Source organism: Parvibaculum sp., from assembly GCF_035325945.1.
Classification (GTDB): Bacteria; Pseudomonadota; Alphaproteobacteria; order Parvibaculales; family Parvibaculaceae; genus Parvibaculum.
Genome location: NZ_DAOKYX010000002.1, coordinates 137,625 through 156,514 on the forward strand (window position 1 = coordinate 137,625; position 18,890 = coordinate 156,514).

The following is an 18,890-nucleotide window of genomic DNA, read 5'->3' on the forward strand; positions in this document are numbered from 1 at the left end:
CTGTGCTCAGAACATACGGAGCGTTGGCTTCGCGTTCAAGGCGCGGGGCGCATGAGGGTTCTTCATTTAATTTTTGTTTTATTGGCGCTAAGCCATTGAATCATAAGAAATGTCTTCGCGTCTCTGATGCGCCCGTCCATGGTTGCGGTTTGCGCCTCCGCGAGCGGCACGACTACCGCGCGAATGTCCTCATGCTCATGGGCGAGACCGTGTACGCCGCCGATGCGCGAGAGATCGGCGCGCGCCGCGTAGATGTGGGTGCGCTCGCCATAGCCGCCCGGCGACGACCAGGCGGTGGTGATGTGAACCGGCTCGCCGATGGCGCAGCCCGCTTCCTCGAGCGCTTCACGGCGAACGACCTCGATCGGCGTTTCGCCGGGATCGACTATGCCCGCGATCGCCTCGAAGAGCCATGTCGCCTCGTCATGGACGAGGCCGCAGGCGCGGAATTGCTCGATGAGGACGACGGCGTCGAGCGCGGGATCGTAGGGGATCACCATCGCGACCTCGCCGATCGTGTACATGTCGCGCGTGACGGTATCGGACCAGGTCCCATCGAAGCGGCGATGGCGGAAAGTGAAGCGCTCGAGCCTGCCCCAGCCGCGGCCGATGAGTTCGCGCGAGCGGATTTCCACGTCATCGAGCGTGCGTGGCGTCGGGATCAGGCGATCTTCCATTCCGGGGCTCCGGGTTTCTTCCGTGGCGGAAGCTCAAGGCGGGGCCCGAAGTCTAGATCAGGGTCTTGTCAGCGTCACCTGCGTGACGTCGATCTGTCCTGCGCGGAAGCCCGCCTCGCAATAGGCGAGGTAGTATTCCCACAGCCGCCGGAAGCGCTCGTCGAAGCCGAGATGCTGAATGTCCGGCCATGCGGCGCGAAAGCGCTGGCGCCAGAGCTTCAGCGTCTCGGCATAGTCGAGGCCGAAGTCGAGATTGCCGGCCCAGGTGAGGCCCGCGCGCGCGACCTGCTCTCTGAGCGCTGACGGCGAAGGCAGCATGCCGCCGGGGAAGATGTAGCGCTGGATGAAGTCGGCGCTCTTGCGATAGGCGGGGAAGATGCTGTCCTCGATGGTGATGATCTGGAGGCCCGCCACGCCGCCGGGCTTCAGGCAGTCGCGCAGCTTGCCGAAATAGGTGGGCCAATAGGCTTCGCCGACCGCCTCGAACATTTCGATCGATGCGACGCGGTCGAAGCGTTCTTCGATATCGCGATAGTCCTGATAGCGGATCTCGACCCTGTCGGAGAGGCCCTTTGCAGCGATCCGCTCGCGCGCGAAAGCGAGCTGTTCCTTGCTGATGGTGATGCCGGTGACGCGGCAGCCGATCTCGCTTGCGGCATATTCCGCGAAGCCGCCCCAGCCCGAGCCGATTTCGAGCAGATGGTGCTCGGGCCGCAGGTCGATGCGTTCGGCGAGCGAGCGGTATTTGTTGATCTGGGCGTCCGAAAGGTCCTGCCCCTGGTGCGCGAACCGCGCGGAGGAATAGGTCATCGTGCCGTCGAGCCAGCGGCGGTAGAAGCCGTTGCCGAGATCGTAGTGGAACTCGATGTTGCGCCGCGCGCCGCGCCGCGAGTTTCGCCGGACGAGATGCAGAAGCCGCGCGCCGAACCGGACCGCGCCGAGGCCGAGAAATCTCTCGCGGAGCACGTCGCGGTTGCGGGCGAAGAGTTCGAGGAAGGAGGCGATGTTGGGGCTGTCCCACATGCCGTCGAGAAACGCCTCGGCGGCGCCGAGATCGCCCGCGGCGAAGAGGCGGCGGGCCAGCCCGAAATCCCTGATCTCCATCACGGCGTCGGCGCCGGGTTCCCGCCCGCTGAAGCGCAAGCTGCGGCCATCGGGAAGCAGGATGGTGAGGCTTCCGCGTCGCATATGGACAAGCGCGCGAAAGACGAGGCGGACAAGGCGTGGAAGGCCCGTTATGCGGCCGAGATTGGAGGCGGTGACGTCGATCGTCTCCGCGCCTCGTGTCGAACACTCTTCGAGATACTGCGTCATGCGAGCGTCCCCCGTAGGTTCTTCGCATGAGCATATAGCGAGCAGGGCGCCCGGTGCGACTGGTTCTTCGAGCACCTTCCGCGCCGGGGCGGGGCCGAAAGAAAAAGGGGCCCGGCTTCGTCGGAAACCGGACCCCTCGAAACTGGCTCCCCGGGCCGGACTCGAACCAGCGACCAAGCGGTTAACAGCCGCTTGCTCTACCACTGAGCTACCGGGGATCACTTCGTCGCAACTCAACGACGAGGACGAGCGGTCCTATAGCAAAGTCGTTTGCCCCATGCCAGCCCAAATCTTGCCTCCGGCGCCGTGAATACCCATTTGTTCGGCCAGTCCGGGCGTCAGGCCCTGTTTCCCAAGGAAAGCGAGAGGCATGGCGACGGTTCGCTTCGGTAGCAGGCGGTTCAAGGTTCCCGGTTCGCCGACCATGCGGCGCGTGACCGGAGCGGCGCTTGTGGGCGGTGGAGTGCTCGGTTTCCTGCCGGTTCTCGGCTTCTGGATGCTGCCGCTCGGGGTCGTGGTGCTGTCGGTCGATTCGCATCCGGTGCGCCGCGTGCGGCGCCGGACGGAGGTCTGGTGGGCGCGGCGGCGGAACGGCCGGGACGAGCGCTTCGGCGGCTAGTCGATCGCCTCTCCGGCAAGCGGCCTCGCCAGGGCGAAGGGAAGGCCGCTCAGCAGCACCTCGATGATTCTCACATCCTGATAGTCGCCATTGAGCGAGAGGCGCGGCAGGCGCGTCAGCCGGTCCCTGTGGGACGGTCGGATCAGCCCCTTGCGGGTCGTCGTGGCCGAGCGGAAGCCGAACCGGGCGGCAAGCGCAAATTCGCGCTCGCCCGCCGAGCCGGGGTCGCCATAGGGATAGGAGAAATGGGTGGGCTTCAGCCCAAGCTCCGCCTCATGGCGCGCGAGGCCCAGGGCGATCTCGTCATGCGCGCGTGCCTCCGGCAGCCCGGCAAGGGCGAAATGTCCGGCCGTATGCGCCTCGATGGATGCGAGCGGATGGGCGGCAAGCTCGCGCACCTCGCCCCAGCTCATCGAAAGCTCACGTGTCACGCGCCCGGGCTCGATGCCGTGCTCGACCGCAAGGCGGATGATTTCGTCCCGCGTGTGGTCTTCGGGCCCGCCGCGCAGGCGCCAGTAGATTGCCGACCAGGCGGCGTTCTTCTCTGCGAGGCTCGCGCAGGAAAACACCTCCTCGCCATCCACGAAGCTGACGCGCAAGTCTCTCGCCGCGCCGATGACCTGCTCGAGCAGAACCCACCAGAGGACCGCCGTGCCGTCGGGCAGGCTCGTTGCCAGATAGACCGTGAACGGAACATTGTGGCGCGCAAAGACAGGCGCAGCGACGGTGAGATTGTCGCGGTAGCCGTCATCGAGAGTGAAGACGGCGAAGCGCTCTCCGGTCTCGCCCGCGGCGAGGCGGGAGACGGCTTCATCGAGGCTGAGGCAGAGATAGCCCATTTCCTGCACGCGCGTGATGACGGCATCGAGGAAGGTGGGCGTGACTTCGAGAATGCGGTTCGGCGCGAAATCCTCGCCATCGGGCTTGCGCACGCGATGAAGCATGAAGATCACGCCCGCCCCGGCCAGTGCCTTCGGGGCGAGTCGGTGTGCGCCGCTCGCATGAAGGGCGAGGAGGCCATGCCGCGCCAGAGGCGTTTTCTGCGCCAGGGGTCGTGGTTTTTCCGATGCGACATTCATGCGTCGAGGTCCTCGGCGCCGGGGAAGCGAAGTGGGGCCGGATGCGGGCCAGGGTAGCACGGCGATTGCAACCGGCACGGTGTGGCGAGAATGCGCGTCCGGAATTGAGAAAAGATTGATGCAAGCCGGCGCATCGAGCCTCGAAACGCGGAAAAAGCGTTTCAACTTGATCCATCGGCAAGGCGAGGCCCCCCGTGAAGCCGCTGACGAATAAGAACGACGCAGAGAAGCAGTCCTTCGCGCCCATTAACCATTGGCCCCAGCGCCACGGCGAAGCCGGGCGGGTCATTCACGGGCCGTGGTCGCGCAAGCCCGAAGTGCTTCTCACCGTTCATGACAGTTTCGAGGGGCTACGTTCCATTTGGACCGCGCTCGAGGTGGTGGCCGATTGCACGGTATTCCAGACCCATGCCTGGCTCTCGGCGTGGTTCCGTCATGTCGGCGCGCGTCAGGGTATCGAGCCTGCGATTGTCGTCGGCTGGGATGGCGAGGGCGAGGCGGAAGGGCCGCTGTTCATCTTTCCGTTCGGGCTGAAGCGAGGCTTCTCCGGCACCCGGCTCGTCTGGCTCGGAGCTGAATTCTGCGACTATCAGGCGCCGATCCTTGCAAAGCGCTTCTCGCGGACGGTTCACAGGAGCCAGTTCAAGTCGCTCTGGGCAGAGGTCCGCGCGGCCCTGCCACACCACGACATTGTCGAACTCGACCGTCTGCCGGAATTCGTCGGCGAGCAACTGAACCCGCTGCTGGCACTCGGCAATGCGACACGGCACGCCTCATCCGCTCACATGACGCGGCTGAAGCCGGTCTGGAGCGCCTATTACGACGAGAAGCGCTCGTCCGGCAGCAAGAAGCGCGACAGGCAGAAGCGCCGCAAGCTCGAGGAGTTCGGCGAGGTCGCTCTGGTGACGCCGCAGTCCCCCGCAGAGATCGCCCGCTCCATCGACGAACTGATCGCCCAAAAGAGCGCGGCCTTCGCGCGCATGGGCGTTGCCAATCCATTTGCGCGGCCGGGCGTGCGCGAATTCTATCTCGAGCTTGCGACCGATCCGGCCGCCAAGGGGCTCATCCATGTCAGCCATCTCGATGTCGGCGGCAGGATCGCGGCCACGAATTGGGGCGTGAGCTTTCGCGGGCGTTATCACTATGTGCTGGCGAGCTATGCGGCGGCGGAGGAATTCGCGCGCTTCGGTCCCGGCATGGTGCAGCTCATGGAGCTGATGCGGCACGCGACGGAAACGGGACACGGGGAGTTCGACTTCACCATAGGCGACGAGCCCTACAAGGCCGACTGGTGCGAGGTCGAGACGCGGCTTTTCGATCATCTCGAGGCCGTGACCATGCGCGGCTGGCTGGCGCTCATGCCCGCGGTTCTGCGCCGCAGGGCTAAACGCTTCATCAAGCAGACGCCGGTACTTTGGGAAGCGTTTACCCGCCTGCGTGCCGTCGCGGGCTCGCTGCCCGGCGCGGGAATGGCCCGGGTCTGACAAGGAATCCGGCCCGATGAACGCCACGGCGCTTCCTCATTCCCTGAGACGGCTCGGCGCAACGCTCGCCGCCATGCTTGCCGAGGGCCACCTCGCGCAGGTCGTGCGCGGGGCCGGTCTCGTCATGGGTATCCGCATCGCGGGAGCCGCCATCGCGCTGCTGAGCCAGGTGCTTCTCGCGCGCTGGATGGGCGCCTTCGAGTACGGCATTTTCGCCTATGTCTGGGTGTGGGTCATCATACTCGGCATCATCGCGCCGATGGGCTTCGGCACATCGACGCTCCGCTTCGTGCCGGATTATCGCATCAATGCGAAGTGGCGGCGGCTCGCAGGCATTCTCCACGATTCCTGGTGGATCGTGCTCGTGCTCGGCCTCGCATTCATGGTGCTGGGGCTCGCCGCTATCGGCATCCTCCGCAATGAAATCGAAGGCTATTACGTGCTCCCGCTCGTTCTGGCGATGATGTGCGTGCCGGGTTTCGCGCTGACCGACACGCTCGAGGGAACAGCCCGCGCTTTCGGCTGGGTGAGCCTTGCCTATCTCCCGGCCTATATCATCCGCCCGCTCGGCATCGTCGCCGTTGGCGCGCTCATCCATTTCATGTTCGGCGGGCTGACGGGCGTTGCCGCGGTGGCCGGCGCTCTCGCCGCGACGCTTCTCACGCTTGCCGGCCAGCGCTTCTTTCTCAATCGCCGCATCGGTGCGGCGATCCCGCGCGCGAAGCCCATCCGCCACACGCGCTACTGGGTCGCGGCTTCGCTGCCGCTGGTGCTGGCCGAGGGGCTCTACCTTCTGCTTCTCAACACCGACATCGTTCTGCTCGGCTATTTCGTCGATCCCAATGAGGTCGGCATCTATTTCGCGGCGACGCGGATCACCAATCTCGTCGTCTTCATCTATTTCGCGGTGGCGGCGCTCGCGGTTCCGAAATTCTCCGAACTTCATGCGGCCGGAGATCGCGTGGGATTGCAGGTCTTCGTCCACAACATCATTCAATGGATCTTCTGGCCGACGCTCGCGGCGGCGGGCTTCCTGCTGCTCATCGGCGAATTCGCGCTCAATCTCTTCGGCGAGGGGTTCGACAAGGGCTATCCGCTGCTCGCCGTGCTGATGCTTGGCTTCGTCGCGCGCGCCTCGACCGGCCCGGTCGAATATCTGCTCAACATGACGGGACACCAGAACCTGACCGCCGCCGTCTATGGCGCGGCGGCACTTCTCAACATCGCGCTCAATCTCGTGTTCGTGCCGCGTTTCGGCCTCATGGGCGCAGCGGCGGGGACGGCGGCCTCGCTCGTCTTCGCTAGCTTCTGTCTCTTCCTGATCGCGCGCCGCCGTCTCGGCATCACCTCTTTCGTGCTCTCGCGAAGCGGTTTCGCTTCGCCCGCCACTGTCTGAAGGATCGATCGATGACCGATCTCAAATCGCAGCATCCGACTTTTCCAGCGCTGAGGCGCAACGTCACGGCGGAGGTTCCGCTTTCCTGCGAGGCGGATGACGGCAGCATCTCCGTCATTGAAAGCGCCGAGGCGCTGGAGCCTCATATCGCGGAGATGGAAGCGCTGGCGACGGCGTCGAGCGACAGCAATCCGCTGTTCGAGGCAAGGGCGCTTCAGGCGGCAATGGCGCATCTCCGGTCGGGCGGCGCGGTTCGCGTCGCGCTTGTGCGCGGCGCGCCTCTGGCGGGCGGCGAGCGGCTGCTGATCGGTGTGTTTCCCTATCAGGCACGGCGTTTCTATCTCGGCCTTCCGCTCGCGATCTGGTCGATCTGGACGCATGTTCACGGCTTTCTCGCCACGCCCATCGTTCGCGCGGGATATGAGCGGCAGGCGCTGCGCCGCTTTCTCGCTCATGCCGACCGCGCGGGCGCGCCGCTCCTGCGCTTTCCCATGTTCGAGGTAGGCGGCGCTTTCGACGCGGCGCTCAACGACGTGCTTGCCGAGCGCGGGCTCGCGCATGTCGAAACCGGGCGACATGAACGCGCCTTCCTCAAATCCGATCTCGATGGCGAGGCCTATCTCGCCGCCACCATGCGCAAGAAGAAGCGCAAGGAATATAACCGCCTCTGGAACCGGCTCGCGGAGACGGGCGAGCTTCAATTCGTCACGCATGATGGCGGAGCGGAGCTTTCGAGCTGGGTCGATCGCTTTCTCGCTCTCGAGCGCAGCGGCTGGAAAGGGAAGCGCGGAACGGCGCTTGCCGAGCGCGCCAATGAGCGCGCCTTTTTCGAACGCCTCTGCTCGGACGCGCGGGAAGGCGGCAAGCTGCATTGCGCCGAAATTCTTTTCGATGGAAAGCCGATTGCGATGCTGGCGAGCTTTCTCTCGGGTGGCGGCGCCTACAGTTTCAAGATCGCCTATGACGAGGATTACGCCAGATATTCGCCGGGCGCGCTCCTGATGATGAAGGCCGTCGGCGCGTTTCTCGGCGATCCGCGCATCGCATGGGTCGATTCCTGCGCGGTGCCGAACCATCCGATGATCGACCACATCTGGGCGGAGCGGCGCGCGATCCGCGAGGTCAACGCGGCCACGGCGCATCTGCTGAGCCCGCTTCTCATTTTCTATTCGGCCCATATGACGCATATCGCGGAATGGGCCTGGGGCTACATGCGAACGCTCTATCACCGTCTACGCAAGGAGGTGGAACATGGATAAGCTCATCGAAGTCGAAGCGGGTGGCGTCGGAAACGAGATGCCGACACGCACATTCCGGCTGCGGCATCATCTGGCCGATCATCCGCTCTTCAAGCTCGACCGGCTGGCGCGGCTCGCGGCCTCGCTGCCTGCGGATCAGATCGAGTTCAACGGCCCGGTCCTGCCCAATCAGGACCCGAACCTGACGCCCTCCAACGGTTTGACGCCCGAGGAAACCGTGCGACGCATCGAGGAGTGCCGCTCCTGGATGGTGATCAAGAATGCCGAGAGCGACCCGGAATACAAGGCGCTGCTCGATGCCTGCCTCGATCAGGTGGCCGAGCAGACGGGCGGCGTCATGGGCGGCGCGCTAAAGCGGCAGGCTTTCATCTTCGTCACATCGCCCGGCAATGTGACGCCGTTCCACATGGACCCCGAATATAATTTCCTGCTCCAGATTCGCGGCCAGAAGCGGATGAGCCTTTTTGACTATCGGGATCGCGCCATCGTTTCGGAGGAAGCTCTGGAGCTTTATCCGGGCAAGCATCGGAACCTGCCGTATCGAGATGAATTCGAGGCGGGCGCGACGCAGCAGCATCTCGATCCGGGCGACGCGATCTTCGTGCCGCTCTTCGATCCGCACTGGGTGCAGAATGGACCCGAGGTTTCGGTATCCTTCTCGATCACCTGGCACACGAAGGAATCGCTCAGGCTGGTGAAGCTTTCCTATGTGAATGCCGGGCTTCGCCGGCTCGGTTTGCCGCAGGCGCCAGCGGGCACGCACAAGGCGCTCGATGCGATCAAGGTCGCGGCCTATGACCTGCTGCGGCCGATCTACGATGCGGTCAGGAAGGTTGCGGGCGACCGGCAGAAGGCGATCGCCTTCGTCTTTGGAAAGACGGCGCCAGCGAACTGATCAGGCCGCGCGGGCGGGGCGAACGGGATATTCCTCGATTGCCGTGTCCGTGTAGCGGCGATAGCGGCGCAGATTGACGCGTGTGAGCAGGATGCCGACGCGGCGACCGCTTGCCGCCGCGAGCATCTTGAGCACATGCGTGACGAGGCGGCGGCTCGTCACCGACCAGCGCACGACAAGCACGGTGAGGTCGGTCATCTTCGCCAGCACCTGCGCGTCCGCTGCGGCCATGACGGGCGGCGCGTCGATGATGATGTAGTCGTAGGTGTGTTCGAGCGCCTTCAGCACCCAGGCCATCTGCGCGGAGGCGAGCATGGCAGTCGGGTTGGGGAGGGCAGCGCCAGCCTGCATGACATGCGCATAGCTGCCGTAATCCTGCCGGATGACATGTGTGAAGTTCGCCTGTCCGGTCAGCAGTTCGGAGAGCCCGGCCTGCGGCGGCATGCCGACGGCGAGATGAACCGAGGGCGCGCGCATGTCGGCATCGATGAGGATCGTGCGATAGCCGCCCATGGCGAGGACGCGGGCAAGGCTCGCCGCCGTCGAGGTCTTGCCTTCATCCTTCTGCGCCGAAGTGACGAGCACGCTGCGCGCGCGACGATTGCCGATGCGGGCGAGCAGCACATTGCCCTGTAGCGTTCGGATCGCTTCGGCATAAAGGCCGAAAGGTTCGCGGAGAACGTCGGCGGCGGGGTTCGTCTGGCGGCCACCATGGGCTTCGATCTCCGGCACGAGGCCGAGAAATGGCATGCCCGTGACGCGCTCGGCCTGTTCGGCGGTGCGGAAGCCACGCGCGAAAACCTCCACGACGAAGCTCAGGACGAGAGAGAAAAGCAGGCCCGCTATGACGGAAAGCGTGAGCACCGCGCCCGTCCTGGGGAAGGTCGGGGAGGAAGGTTCCTGCGCGCGCGAAACGATGCGGGCATTGGCGGCCCCGGCATCGGCCTCGGCGCGTGCATTCGCCTCTTCATAACGCTTGAGGAAGGATTCGAGCAGCGCACGGTTCGTCGAGGCGTCGCGTTCGAGCGCGCGTAGCTGGACCTCGTCCTGATTGAGCGTGCCCATGCGGACCTGAAGACGCACGAGGCTCGCGCGGAGCGAGGCGACACGCGCCGAGGCGACACGCGCGTCGTTTTCCAGGCCCTTGATGATCTTGTCGACTTCCTTGCCGATCTGGCGGTCGAGATCGGCGAGATTGGCCTGCGCCTCCATCATCTTCGGATGGGACGGCAGAAGCGTCTCCGACATCTGCGCGATCTGCGCGCGAAGGGCGACTTCCTGCTGGCGCAAGTTCTGGATCAGCGGCGACTGTAGAACGGCGGCGGCCGAGTTGACCGCATTGCCCGAGGCAAGAAGGCTGCGGGCGTTCTGAAGCCTCGCCTCGGCCTCGGCGCGCGCGGCCTCCGCAAGCGTAAGCTGCGAGTTGAGATCGGTGAGCTGCTGCTGCGGAACGGTCGAGCCATTGGTGAGAAAGAGGCCCGAATCCGCGCGGAAGGCTTCGACGGCGGCCTCCGATGCCTGAACCTTCTTGCGAAGCTCCTCGATCTGCTGGCCGAGCCATTTGGTCGCTTCGCGATTGATGGCGTTCTTCTGCTCGATCTGCTGGGCGATATAGAGTTCGGCGAGGCGATTGGGAACCATCGCCGCCATGCGCGCGTCGGTCGAGGTAAATTCGATGGCGATGACGCGCGACGTGCCCTTCTGATAGACGTTCAGCTTGCGCAGCACGTTGTCGGCGATTTCCGTTTCGTCCGGCGCGCTGCCCCGCACGCCGACGAGATTGAGAATTCGCATCCGTGTGCCGGGACGAAGCGAGGGATTGAATTCCGGATCGCGGTCGAGGCGAAGATCGGTAACGAGGCGGGTGAGAAGAGGGCGCGAAACGAGAAGCTGGATCTCGCTCTGCAAGGTTTCGGAATCCGGCAGTGTTGGCTGGCTCGTCGTGTCGAAGGTCGAGATTTCGCCCGTGCGCGGCGAAAGCAGGATGCGCGTTTCGCCGGTATAGGTGGGCGTCACCGTCGCGAGCCAGACGAGGCTCAGCGCCATGAAGCCCGCAAAGGCGAGAGCGATCAACTCCTTGCGCGCCCAGATGCCGCGCAGCAGCTCCCATGGCGAAACGTCGCCCGCCGCCTGCATGTCAGGGGTGGAACGGCGTCGGTCGCCAAAGGTGACAACAGGCGTGCCGTGAGTGTTGGTCATGCGCTCCGCTCGCTGGAATGCTGGCGCACTCCTTCAGGGCGGACAGTAGAACGGTGTTGGTAACGGAAGGCTTAACGCGAGGAGACATCATTCGCAAAAGGCGAGCAATTCCGGCGACTTGGACACGCCGGAGCGTCTCCGCGCTCGCAAAAAATTAACCAGTCCGGCCTAGTTTGCGGAACAGCGGGATATTTCAGGGATCGTCCAGCCATGGCTCGCCGCGGCGTTCTGCCTTTCATCCGGGATCAGCGGTTTCCGGCCGGTAAATTCGGCAGGCTGATCGCCGCTGGCCTCATGTGCCTTGCTGTCTCGCTCGCGCTTTCTGCCTGCGCGGGCGGCAACAGCGTCACGGAGCGTCCGATCAACGAGGCGGTGGAGCCTTATCTTCTCGATAGCGGCGACAAATTGCGCGTGACCGTGTTCGGGCAGAGCGATCTCAGCGGCGATTTCTCGGTCGATGGCGGCGGCAATATTGCAATTCCGCTCATCCCGCCGGTGCGGGCGCGCGGGTTGACCACGGACGGGCTTCAGGCCGCGATAGAGGAGTCGCTCGGCAAGACCCTGCTTCGCAACCCCAATGTCAGCGTGCAGATCATGGAGTTCAGGCCCTTCTTCATCCTCGGCGAGGTGCAGAGGGCAGGGCAATATCCTTTCGTCAATGGCATGACAGTGCAGAGCGCCGTGGCGATCGCGGGCGGGTTTTCCTACCGGGCCAATCAGGACACGGTCCATATCACCAGGAAGCGCGGCGACCGGCTGATGGAAATGGATGTCGATACCGGTGCGCCGGTAAGGCCCGGCGACACCATATTGGTCAAGGAGCGATATTTCTGATGGCGGCGGCTACGGCATCCGGCACGGTCGAGTCGATCCGTGTGCTGCATGTCCTACGCGCGCCGCTCGGCGGGCTCTTTCGTCATGTCTGCGATCTGGCGGGCGGGCAGCAGGGCGCGGGGCTCGAGGTCGGCGTCATCCTTGGTGAGGAGCCGCGCGATCCGGTTTCGCTCGCGCGCCTCGACGAGCTTCGGAAGCATTGCGCCCTCGGCGTCCATGTCGAGCCCATGAGCCGACTGCCTGGTCTTGGCGATGCGTTCAATCTGGCGCGGATAGCCGGCCGGATACGCAAGCTCCGGCCTCATGTCATTCACGGGCATGGCGCCAAGGGCGGCGCCTATGCGCGGCTGTTGCCGCGCCTTGCGGGCGGCGTGCGCGTTTACACGCCTCATGGCGGCGCGCTGCATTTCAGCCGCACGTCGCCGCAGGGCGCGCTGTTTCTGGCGATGGAGCGCCTCATGCGCTATCGCACGGATGGCATCATCTTCGAATCCGATTTCAGCCTCCGAACCTTCATCGACAAGGTGGGCGAACCGAAAGGCCCTTCCATCGTCATCCACAATGGCGTGACGGAGGCGGAGTTCGAGCCCGTCCGTGCGCAGGCGGGAGAGTGCGCCGATTTCGTCTTCATCGGCGAATTGCGCCGGCTGAAGGGCGTGGGGACGCTCATCGAGGCGGCATCGAAGGCGGATACGCCGCTTTTCATCCGTATCGTCGGTTCGGGGCCCGACCGCGCAGCCTTCGAGGAGATGGCGCGCGCCGCTTCCGGGCATATCCGGGTCGAGTTCGCGGGCGTCATGCCCGCGCGGCAGGCATTCGCTCTCGGCCGCGTCGTCGTCATGCCGTCGCATCATGAATCTCTGCCTTATGTGGCACTCGAGGCGGCAGCGGCGGGCATGCCGCTCATCGCGACGCGGGTGGGCGGTATCCCCGAGATTTTCGGTGCGGATGCGAACCTGCTCGTTCCGCCCGCGGATGCAGATGCGCTGGCGGCCGCGCTCGTCCGAGCGCTCGGCGATGCGGACGGCATGCGGCGCTTGGCGGAGCGGCTGCGCAACCGGGTCCAATCGGAGTTTTCAGTCTCGCGCATGGTCGAGGGCGCCGTCGGCTTTTACCGGCAGCTTCTCGATCAGGCGCCAGTTCCTCATGCGGCGGGCGCGGCGAACGGGCTGCCCGGAAAGTTTCACGAAGGGGTTCCGCTATGAGCGGGTCGGGAGAAGGGTCGGGCGGCTTTCACGCCGCATCGGGCGACATGGCAGCAAGCGCCGGAGCCGGGCGGACCGGGACGGGCGGCTGGCGCGAAGGGCAGATCCGGGACGGGAAGCTCCCGACGCTTGAAAGGCGCGCGCGCATCGTCCGTATGATCTCGCCTGCGGTGATCGCAGGTTCGGTGCGCATCGCGGATGCGGCGCTGGTCATGCTATGTGGCGTTCTGCTTTTTCACGCCTATCTAGGCGCCGATGCGCCGGTGCTCCGTTTCATCTATTACCCGACGATCCTCGCCGGTGCGCTGCTCGCCGTGGTGAGCTTTCAGCTCAGCGGCCTTTATCGCATCCCCGTGCTTCAGCGCGCGATGATGCAGACCGGCCGCCTCGGCCTTGCATGGCTTGGCGTTCTCGCCGTTCTGATGGCGACGGGTTTCCTGCTGAAGCTCGGCGAGGACGTTTCGCGCGTCTGGTTCGTCGGCTGGTCGCTTGGCGCGTTCTCTTCGCTTGTCGCGATGCGGTCCGGCGCCACGATGCTCATAAGGCACTGGATGAAGACCGGCCGCCTCGAACGCCGCGTGGTGATCGTCGGCGGTGGCGAGCGCGGACAGCGGCTCATCGAGGCGCTTCAGGCCTCGGCCGGTTCGGATATCAAGATTTGCGGCGTCTTCGACGATCGCAATGACGAGCGCGTGTCCGACACCGTCGCGGGCTATCCGAAGCTCGGCACGGTTGACGAGCTTGTGCGCTTTGCGCGCTCGAACCGCATCGATCTTCTCGTCATGTCGCTGCCGCTTTCGGCGGAACGGCGCGTTCTGGAGATGATGCGGAAGGTGTGGGTGCTGCCGGTGGACATTCGCCTGTCGGCGCTCGACGCGCCGCTGCGCATGACGCCCGGAACCTACAGCTATGTGGGGAATGTCCCCTTCTTCAATCTCTACGACAAGCCGCTTTCGGACTGGGACTATGTGTTGAAGGTGATCGAAGACCGCGTTCTCGCGGCCTTGTTCCTGCTCGTGCTTTCGCCGCTTCTGCTTCTGATTGCGGCGGCCATCAAGCTCGATAGCCGGGGGCCGGTTTTCTTCAAGCAGCGCCGCTATGGCTTCAACAACGAGCTTGTCGAGGTCTACAAGTTTCGCACGCTCAGGCATGAGCAGACCGATGCGAATGCCGCGAGGCTCGTGACGAGCGACGATGACCGCGTCACCCGCGTCGGGCGTTTCCTGCGCCGGTCGAGCTTCGACGAGTTGCCGCAGTTCATTACCGTGCTCAAGGGCGACATGTCGATCGTCGGTCCCCGGCCGCATGCCATTCTGGCGAAGGCGGGCGACGAGCTTTATGGCGATGTGGTGGACGGCTATTTCGCGCGCCACCGCGTCAAGCCTGGCATCACCGGCTGGGCGCAGATCAATGGCTGGCGCGGAGAAACGGATACGCGCGAAAAGATTCTCCGCCGCACCGAGCACGACCTCTACTACATCGAGAACTGGTCGCTGCTCTTCGACCTCTACATCATTCTCCGCACGCCTTTCGCCATGCTCAAGGGCGAGAACGCATTCTAGGGAGCGAGGCGATGGACGGGTGGCAGGTCGAGACGGGAGGAAGCCGGGTCGCCCAACCCATGCGCGCCGGCGTTGCGCGTGTGAATTGGGGCGCGAGGGTCGCGGATTTCGCGCTCTTTCTCGTGCTGGCGAGCAGCTTCTACCAGACGAGCGAGCAGGGGAAGGACCAGCCCGTTCCCTACGATCTGCTGCTTGTCGGCAGCATGGCGCTCTTCTTCGCGCTGGGCTTGCGCTTCCCACGCCGTCTCGCGCTTCCGGCCTCGCTCTGGGGGCTCATTATCGTCGGTTACGGCATCGGCGGAATGGACGCCGTCTATCTCGACCGGTTGCAGAATGCGCTGCCGGTGACGGCCTATCTCACCTGCGCTTTCATTTTCTTTGCCAGTTGCGTGTTCGAGGCGCCGGAGCGGCGGCTGTCGCTGCTTTTCAACGCCTATTGCCTGGCGGCGATATTGGCGGCGGCCGCAGGCGTCGGCGGCTATTTCGGAATTTTTCCCGAATCCTTCGGCTTCACCAATTTTGGCCGGGCGGATGGCACCTTCAACGATCCGAACGTCTTCGGACCCTATCTCATCGCGCCGACGCTCTATCTCGGACTGCGCCTGACCAAGGCGCGCGCAATTCACGCGATCGGTCTGCTGCCTCTCTTCGTGCTTCTCGTTCTTGCGATACTGCTCAGCTTCTCGCGCGGCGCATGGGGCAGCTTCCTGCTTTCGAGCCTCGTCTTTGGCGGCTTCACGCTGGCGACCTCGCGCTCGCCCGCGCAATCGATGAGGCTCATCGCATTTTCAGCGCTGATGGGGCTCGTCATTGTCGCTGTGGTCGGCGTCGCGCTTTCCACGCCGAAGGTGCAGAGGCTCTTCGATGAGCGCGCCTCGCTCGTGCAGGATTACGACGTCGGCCATCAGGGCCGGTTCGACAGCCAGAAGCGCGCCATCGCCATGGCGCTCGAACATCCGCTCGGCATCGGCCCGGCCCAATGGGCGATAATCAACAAGCTCGATACCCACAACGTCTATCTGCACGTTCTGGTGGCGGGAGGCTTTCTTGCGGGCCTGGCCTTCATCTCCTTCGTCGGCTTGACGGTCATCCGGGGATGGCGCGCGGTGCTGATCGACGCGCCCGGACAGGAGATGCTCATCGTGGTTTTTGCCGCCGTCATCGGCCATGTGGCGGAGGGGCTCATCATCGACATCGACAACTGGCGCCACCTGTTCCTGCTTTTCGGCATGCTCTGGGGCGGGATTCTGGCGGCGGAGGCGCGGCGGGGCCAGCGCGCGACCCGTCCGGCGGCCCCTGGCGCCACCGCCGATTTGAGGCGGGGCGGGGCGCTGGAGGGCTTTGCAGCCTGAAGTCGATATTTTGGGAATTTATCTGGAGGCCACGCCCGGAATCGAACCGGGGTATACGGATTTGCAGTCCGCTGCGTCACCACTCCGCCACGTGGCCATCCTTGGTCGCCGCGGGGTATAGCAATTCCCGCCAGCGCATACAATCTTCAATCGAGCTTCGATCGGCCCTTCCCGCGGCGGATGCGCGGGTGGGCTGTTCATCGCCGTTCACTCCCATGCGCCCTCGGGCGTTGCCGGCCGGGCGAGAATCAGGGGATGGTCACGAATTGAGTTTGGCCGCCCGGACCTTTATAAACGCGTCCAGTTCCCGAAGCGGCGGGGCTCGATCAATCTCCGTCGCCTCCATTCAAGGCCGAAATTTCCCTTCAGGACGATCCATGACCGACTTCACCGCTGCCCGGATCAACATGGTTGAGAGCCAGGTGCGCTGCAACGCCGTCACCGATTTGAGGCTGATTGCCGCAATGGCCGAGGTTCCGCGCGAGAACTTCGTCCCGGAGGCGCGGCGTGGCGTCGCCTATATGGACGAAGACCTCCGCCTCACCGACGCAGGCCGGGGCGAGGCGCGCTACCTCATGGAGCCGCGCGCCTTCGCGAAGCTCGCTCAACTGGCCGAGATCGGCGAGACCGACCGCGTGCTCGATATCGGCTGCGCGACGGGTTACTCCACCGCAATTCTCGCCAGGCTCGCGCACAGCGTGACCGGCCTCGAGGAAAATGAAGAGCTGGCCGGCGCGGCCCGGAGCGCGCTCGGCGAACTCCAGGTCGCCAATGCGAGCGTCGTGACCGGCAAGTTCCGCGAAGGCTGGGCGAAAGACGCTCCCTACGATGTGATTTTCTTCAATGGCTCGGTTCAGGTGGAGCCGACCGCGCTTTTCGATCAGCTCGCGGAAGGCGGCAGGCTCGCCGTCATCATGGGCGAAGGGGCGACCGCGCAGGGCCATGTCTTCGTCAAGTCCAACGGCGTCGTGAGCGGCAGGGCGGCGTTCGACGCCATCGTTCATTCGCTGCCGGGATTTGCAATCGAGGAGAGCTTCGTCTTCTGAAGATCGTGCCGCCGGGCTTGGCGGTCGCGGTTGCGATCACGGGTACCGGCATTTTGACACGATCTATCGCGGACTCTCCGGGGACTTGGCCCCGCCGATTCTTGTAGGTACCTTGCCGGTAATCATCCGGCTGACGGCCAGGGAAGCGTTCAAGAGGGCGAGGCCGCGCCCTCGGAGAAACAGACGATGAAACGACGCTTTATCACGTCCGCGAAGAACATTGCCCTCACCACGGCAGGCGCCATGACGGCGGCCATGCTGGTTGCCTTGCCGGCATCGGCCGAAACGCTGACGGATGCGCTCGTGGCCGCCTACCAGACCAATCCCGATCTCCAGGGCCAGCGCGCCTTGCTCCGGGCGACCGACGAGCAGGTGGCGCAGGCGCTCTCCGGCTGGCGGCCGACCGTCGTGGCGCAGGGCACTTACAGCGCCGTGCGGAACCGGGCCAATCTCTCGGCGCCCGTCCCTGGCGCGAGCATCACCTCCAACGCACGGCCGCTGACGGGCTCCGTCACGCTCAGCCAGAACCTCTTTGCGGGCGGGCGCACGGTCAACTCGACCGAGCAGGCCAAATTCGCCGTGGATGCGGGCCGCAACACGCTTGTGAGCGTCGAGCAGGACACGCTGCTCAATGCGGTGGCGGCCTATATGAACGTCATTCGCGACGAGGGCGTCGTCGATCTCAACAGAAACAACGTCGAGGTTCTGAAGCGGCAGCTCGAGGCGACGCGCGACCGCTTCCAGGTCGGCGAACTGACGCGCACGGATGTGGCGCAGTCGGAAGCGCGGCTGAGCGGCGCGCGCACCGCGCTGCGCGTGGCTGAAGCGCAGCTCACCGCGAGCCGCGCCGCCTATGCGAAGATCGTCGGCCATGCGCCGGGCACGCTCGAACGGCCGAAATCGAACGAGGGCCTGCCGCAGAGCGAGGCTCAGGCGCGCGAGATGGCGGCGCAGGCCAATCCCGACCTTCGCGCGGCGCGCGCCGCGGAAGCGTCGAGCCGGGCGGCGATCGCCGTGGCCAAGGGCGCGCTGCTGCCGAGCTTCGACGTTCAGGCGCAATATCAGTATGCCCGCAATCCGGCGTCGAGCTCCCTCACCGGCACCAATATCCGCTCCTCCGACGAGAGCGCGATCATGGGCGTGCTGACGGTGCCGCTCTATCAGAGCGGAGCGGAATATTCCAAGGTCCGCGCCGCGAAGGAGCAGAACAGCGTGGCGATGATGCAGATCGCCTCCGTTCAGAGAGCCGTGGACGAGGCCGTGCAGAACGCCTGGGAGCAGCTTCGCGCGGCGCGCTCCAACATGGTTTCGAGCCGCGAGCAGGTCCGGGCGAACGAGATCGCGCTTGAAGGCGTCAAGCAGCAGGAAGAGGTGGGCTCGCAGACCATCCTCGACGTGCTGAACGCCGACCAGGAGCTTCTGAATGCCCGCGTGGCGCTGGTGAGCGCGGAGCGGGACGAGGCGGTGGCCGAGTACAGCCTTCTGGCCGCCATGGGCCGCCTGACGGCCCAGCAACTCAATCTGCCGGTCAAATATTACGACCCGCAGAAGAATTATGATGAAGTCAGCGGCAAGTGGATCGGCTTCGGCACGGCTGGCGACGAAGAGTGAAATCATGCTGGCAGATGGCCCCTTTGGGGGCCTCGATCGCCATATCCGGGCCGCGAATGTTGGCAATTGAAGTCAACATCTCCTAAGCTTTTGTCTGATATGTAGATCGACGTCGCGAGGCGATCGACAGACAGACAGGACGCAGGATGAGCAATCAAGGCCCGGCACAGGAACCCACGATGGAGGAGATTCTCGCCTCCATTCGCCGGATTATTTCCGAAGACAGCGGGGGCAAGGACGAGCGGGAGGAAGTGCCTCCGCCGCCTCCGGCCTTCGAGGAGGAGCCTGTCGAAGCCGAGGCTGTTTCCGAGGAGATCGAGTTCGAGGAAGAGTATGAGGAGGTGCTGGAGCTTACCGA

At 64.7% G+C, this 18,890-nt stretch carries 15 protein-coding genes, 2 tRNA genes and 1 pseudogene; 12 read left to right on the forward strand and 6 right to left on the reverse strand.

The annotated features are described in order from the left end of the window. Positions 1-62 precede the first annotated feature (62 nt). From PKA57_RS02790 to PKA57_RS02800, 3 genes are all read right to left on the reverse strand, one after another. Entirely contained in the window at positions 63-677 is a 615-nt protein-coding gene (locus PKA57_RS02790; protein ID WP_324297401.1) for an NUDIX domain-containing protein, read from the reverse strand. A gap of 57 nt (positions 678-734) precedes the next feature. Next, positions 735-1,991 carry a cyclopropane-fatty-acyl-phospholipid synthase family protein gene (locus tag PKA57_RS02795; RefSeq protein ID WP_324297402.1) on the reverse strand — a complete coding sequence of 419 codons (1,257 nt, stop codon included), beginning with the start codon at positions 1,989-1,991 and terminating at the stop codon, positions 735-737. Between the two features lie 143 nt (positions 1,992-2,134). After that, positions 2,135-2,209 (reverse strand) — tRNA-Asn (locus PKA57_RS02800). A gap of 206 nt (positions 2,210-2,415) precedes the next feature. Here PKA57_RS02800 and PKA57_RS02805 point away from each other — a divergent pair. Further along, on the forward strand, positions 2,416-2,610 hold the full coding sequence (locus tag PKA57_RS02805) for a hypothetical protein (RefSeq protein ID WP_324297445.1): 195 nt from the start codon (positions 2,416-2,418) through the stop codon (positions 2,608-2,610). Here PKA57_RS02805 and PKA57_RS02810 read toward each other — a convergent pair. Next, positions 2,607-3,554, reverse strand: a complete 948-nt coding sequence (locus tag PKA57_RS02810) for a polysaccharide deacetylase family protein (RefSeq protein WP_324297403.1) — start codon at positions 3,552-3,554, stop codon at positions 2,607-2,609. The genes PKA57_RS02805 and PKA57_RS02810 overlap by 4 nt on opposite strands. 329 nt (positions 3,555-3,883) lie before the next feature. Between PKA57_RS02810 and PKA57_RS02815 the strand changes: the two genes are divergently transcribed. From PKA57_RS02815 to PKA57_RS02830, 4 genes are read left to right on the forward strand one after another with little or no spacing between them, the layout of a single operon-like run. Beyond that, positions 3,884-5,173 (forward strand): GNAT family N-acetyltransferase, encoded by a 1,290-nt coding sequence (locus tag PKA57_RS02815; RefSeq protein WP_324297404.1) that lies wholly within the window; start codon positions 3,884-3,886, stop codon positions 5,171-5,173. A 16-nt stretch (positions 5,174-5,189) separates the two neighbouring features. Continuing rightward, complete coding sequence (locus tag PKA57_RS02820; protein WP_324297405.1) at positions 5,190-6,569, forward strand: oligosaccharide flippase family protein; 1,380 nt, start codon at positions 5,190-5,192, stop codon at positions 6,567-6,569. 11 nt (positions 6,570-6,580) lie between these two features. After that, the gene (locus tag PKA57_RS02825; protein WP_324297406.1) at positions 6,581-7,828 is read left to right on the forward strand and encodes a GNAT family N-acetyltransferase; all 1,248 of its coding nucleotides are present in this window, start codon (positions 6,581-6,583) and stop codon (positions 7,826-7,828) included. Then, positions 7,821-8,723 carry a cupin-like domain-containing protein gene (locus PKA57_RS02830; RefSeq protein WP_324297407.1) on the forward strand — a complete coding sequence of 301 codons (903 nt, stop codon included), beginning with the start codon at positions 7,821-7,823 and terminating at the stop codon, positions 8,721-8,723. Before PKA57_RS02825 ends, PKA57_RS02830 begins: the two co-directional genes overlap by 8 nt. Here PKA57_RS02830 and PKA57_RS02835 read toward each other — a convergent pair whose 3' ends face one another. Beyond that, the gene (locus tag PKA57_RS02835; protein ID WP_324297408.1) at positions 8,724-10,922 is read right to left on the reverse strand and encodes a polysaccharide biosynthesis tyrosine autokinase; all 2,199 of its coding nucleotides are present in this window, start codon (positions 10,920-10,922) and stop codon (positions 8,724-8,726) included. A gap of 210 nt (positions 10,923-11,132) precedes the next feature. Between PKA57_RS02835 and PKA57_RS02840 the strand changes: the two genes are divergently transcribed. The 4 genes from PKA57_RS02840 to PKA57_RS02855 are packed head-to-tail and all read left to right on the forward strand — an operon-like array spanning position 11,133 to position 15,875. After that, positions 11,133-11,756: a polysaccharide biosynthesis/export family protein gene (locus tag PKA57_RS02840; protein ID WP_324297409.1), complete on the forward strand. Its 624-nt coding sequence runs from the start codon at positions 11,133-11,135 to the stop codon at positions 11,754-11,756. Next, positions 11,756-12,961 (forward strand): glycosyltransferase family 4 protein, encoded by a 1,206-nt coding sequence (locus PKA57_RS02845; protein WP_324297410.1) that lies wholly within the window; start codon positions 11,756-11,758, stop codon positions 12,959-12,961. Before PKA57_RS02840 ends, PKA57_RS02845 begins: the two co-directional genes overlap by 1 nt. After that, positions 12,958-14,523 carry an undecaprenyl-phosphate glucose phosphotransferase gene (locus tag PKA57_RS02850; protein ID WP_324297411.1) on the forward strand — a complete coding sequence of 522 codons (1,566 nt, stop codon included), beginning with the start codon at positions 12,958-12,960 and terminating at the stop codon, positions 14,521-14,523. The genes PKA57_RS02845 and PKA57_RS02850 overlap by 4 nt, the downstream gene beginning before the upstream one ends. A gap of 11 nt (positions 14,524-14,534) precedes the next feature. Then, complete coding sequence (locus PKA57_RS02855; protein WP_324297412.1) at positions 14,535-15,875, forward strand: O-antigen ligase family protein; 1,341 nt, start codon at positions 14,535-14,537, stop codon at positions 15,873-15,875. 23 nt (positions 15,876-15,898) lie between these two features. Here PKA57_RS02855 and PKA57_RS02860 read toward each other — a convergent pair. Then, positions 15,899-15,972, reverse strand: a tRNA-Cys gene (locus PKA57_RS02860). A 280-nt stretch (positions 15,973-16,252) separates the two neighbouring features. Here PKA57_RS02860 and PKA57_RS02865 point away from each other — a divergent pair. From PKA57_RS02865 to PKA57_RS02875, 3 genes and pseudogenes are all read left to right on the forward strand, one after another. Next, complete coding sequence (locus tag PKA57_RS02865; protein ID WP_324297413.1) at positions 16,253-16,921, forward strand: protein-L-isoaspartate O-methyltransferase; 669 nt, start codon at positions 16,253-16,255, stop codon at positions 16,919-16,921. A 186-nt stretch (positions 16,922-17,107) separates the two neighbouring features. Then, positions 17,108-18,532 (forward strand): TolC family outer membrane protein, encoded by a 1,425-nt coding sequence (locus tag PKA57_RS02870; RefSeq protein WP_324297414.1) that lies wholly within the window; start codon positions 17,108-17,110, stop codon positions 18,530-18,532. Positions 18,533-18,678: 146 nt separating this feature from the next. Continuing rightward, a pseudogene (locus tag PKA57_RS02875) lies at positions 18,679-18,890 on the forward strand (hypothetical protein); the annotation flags it as partial.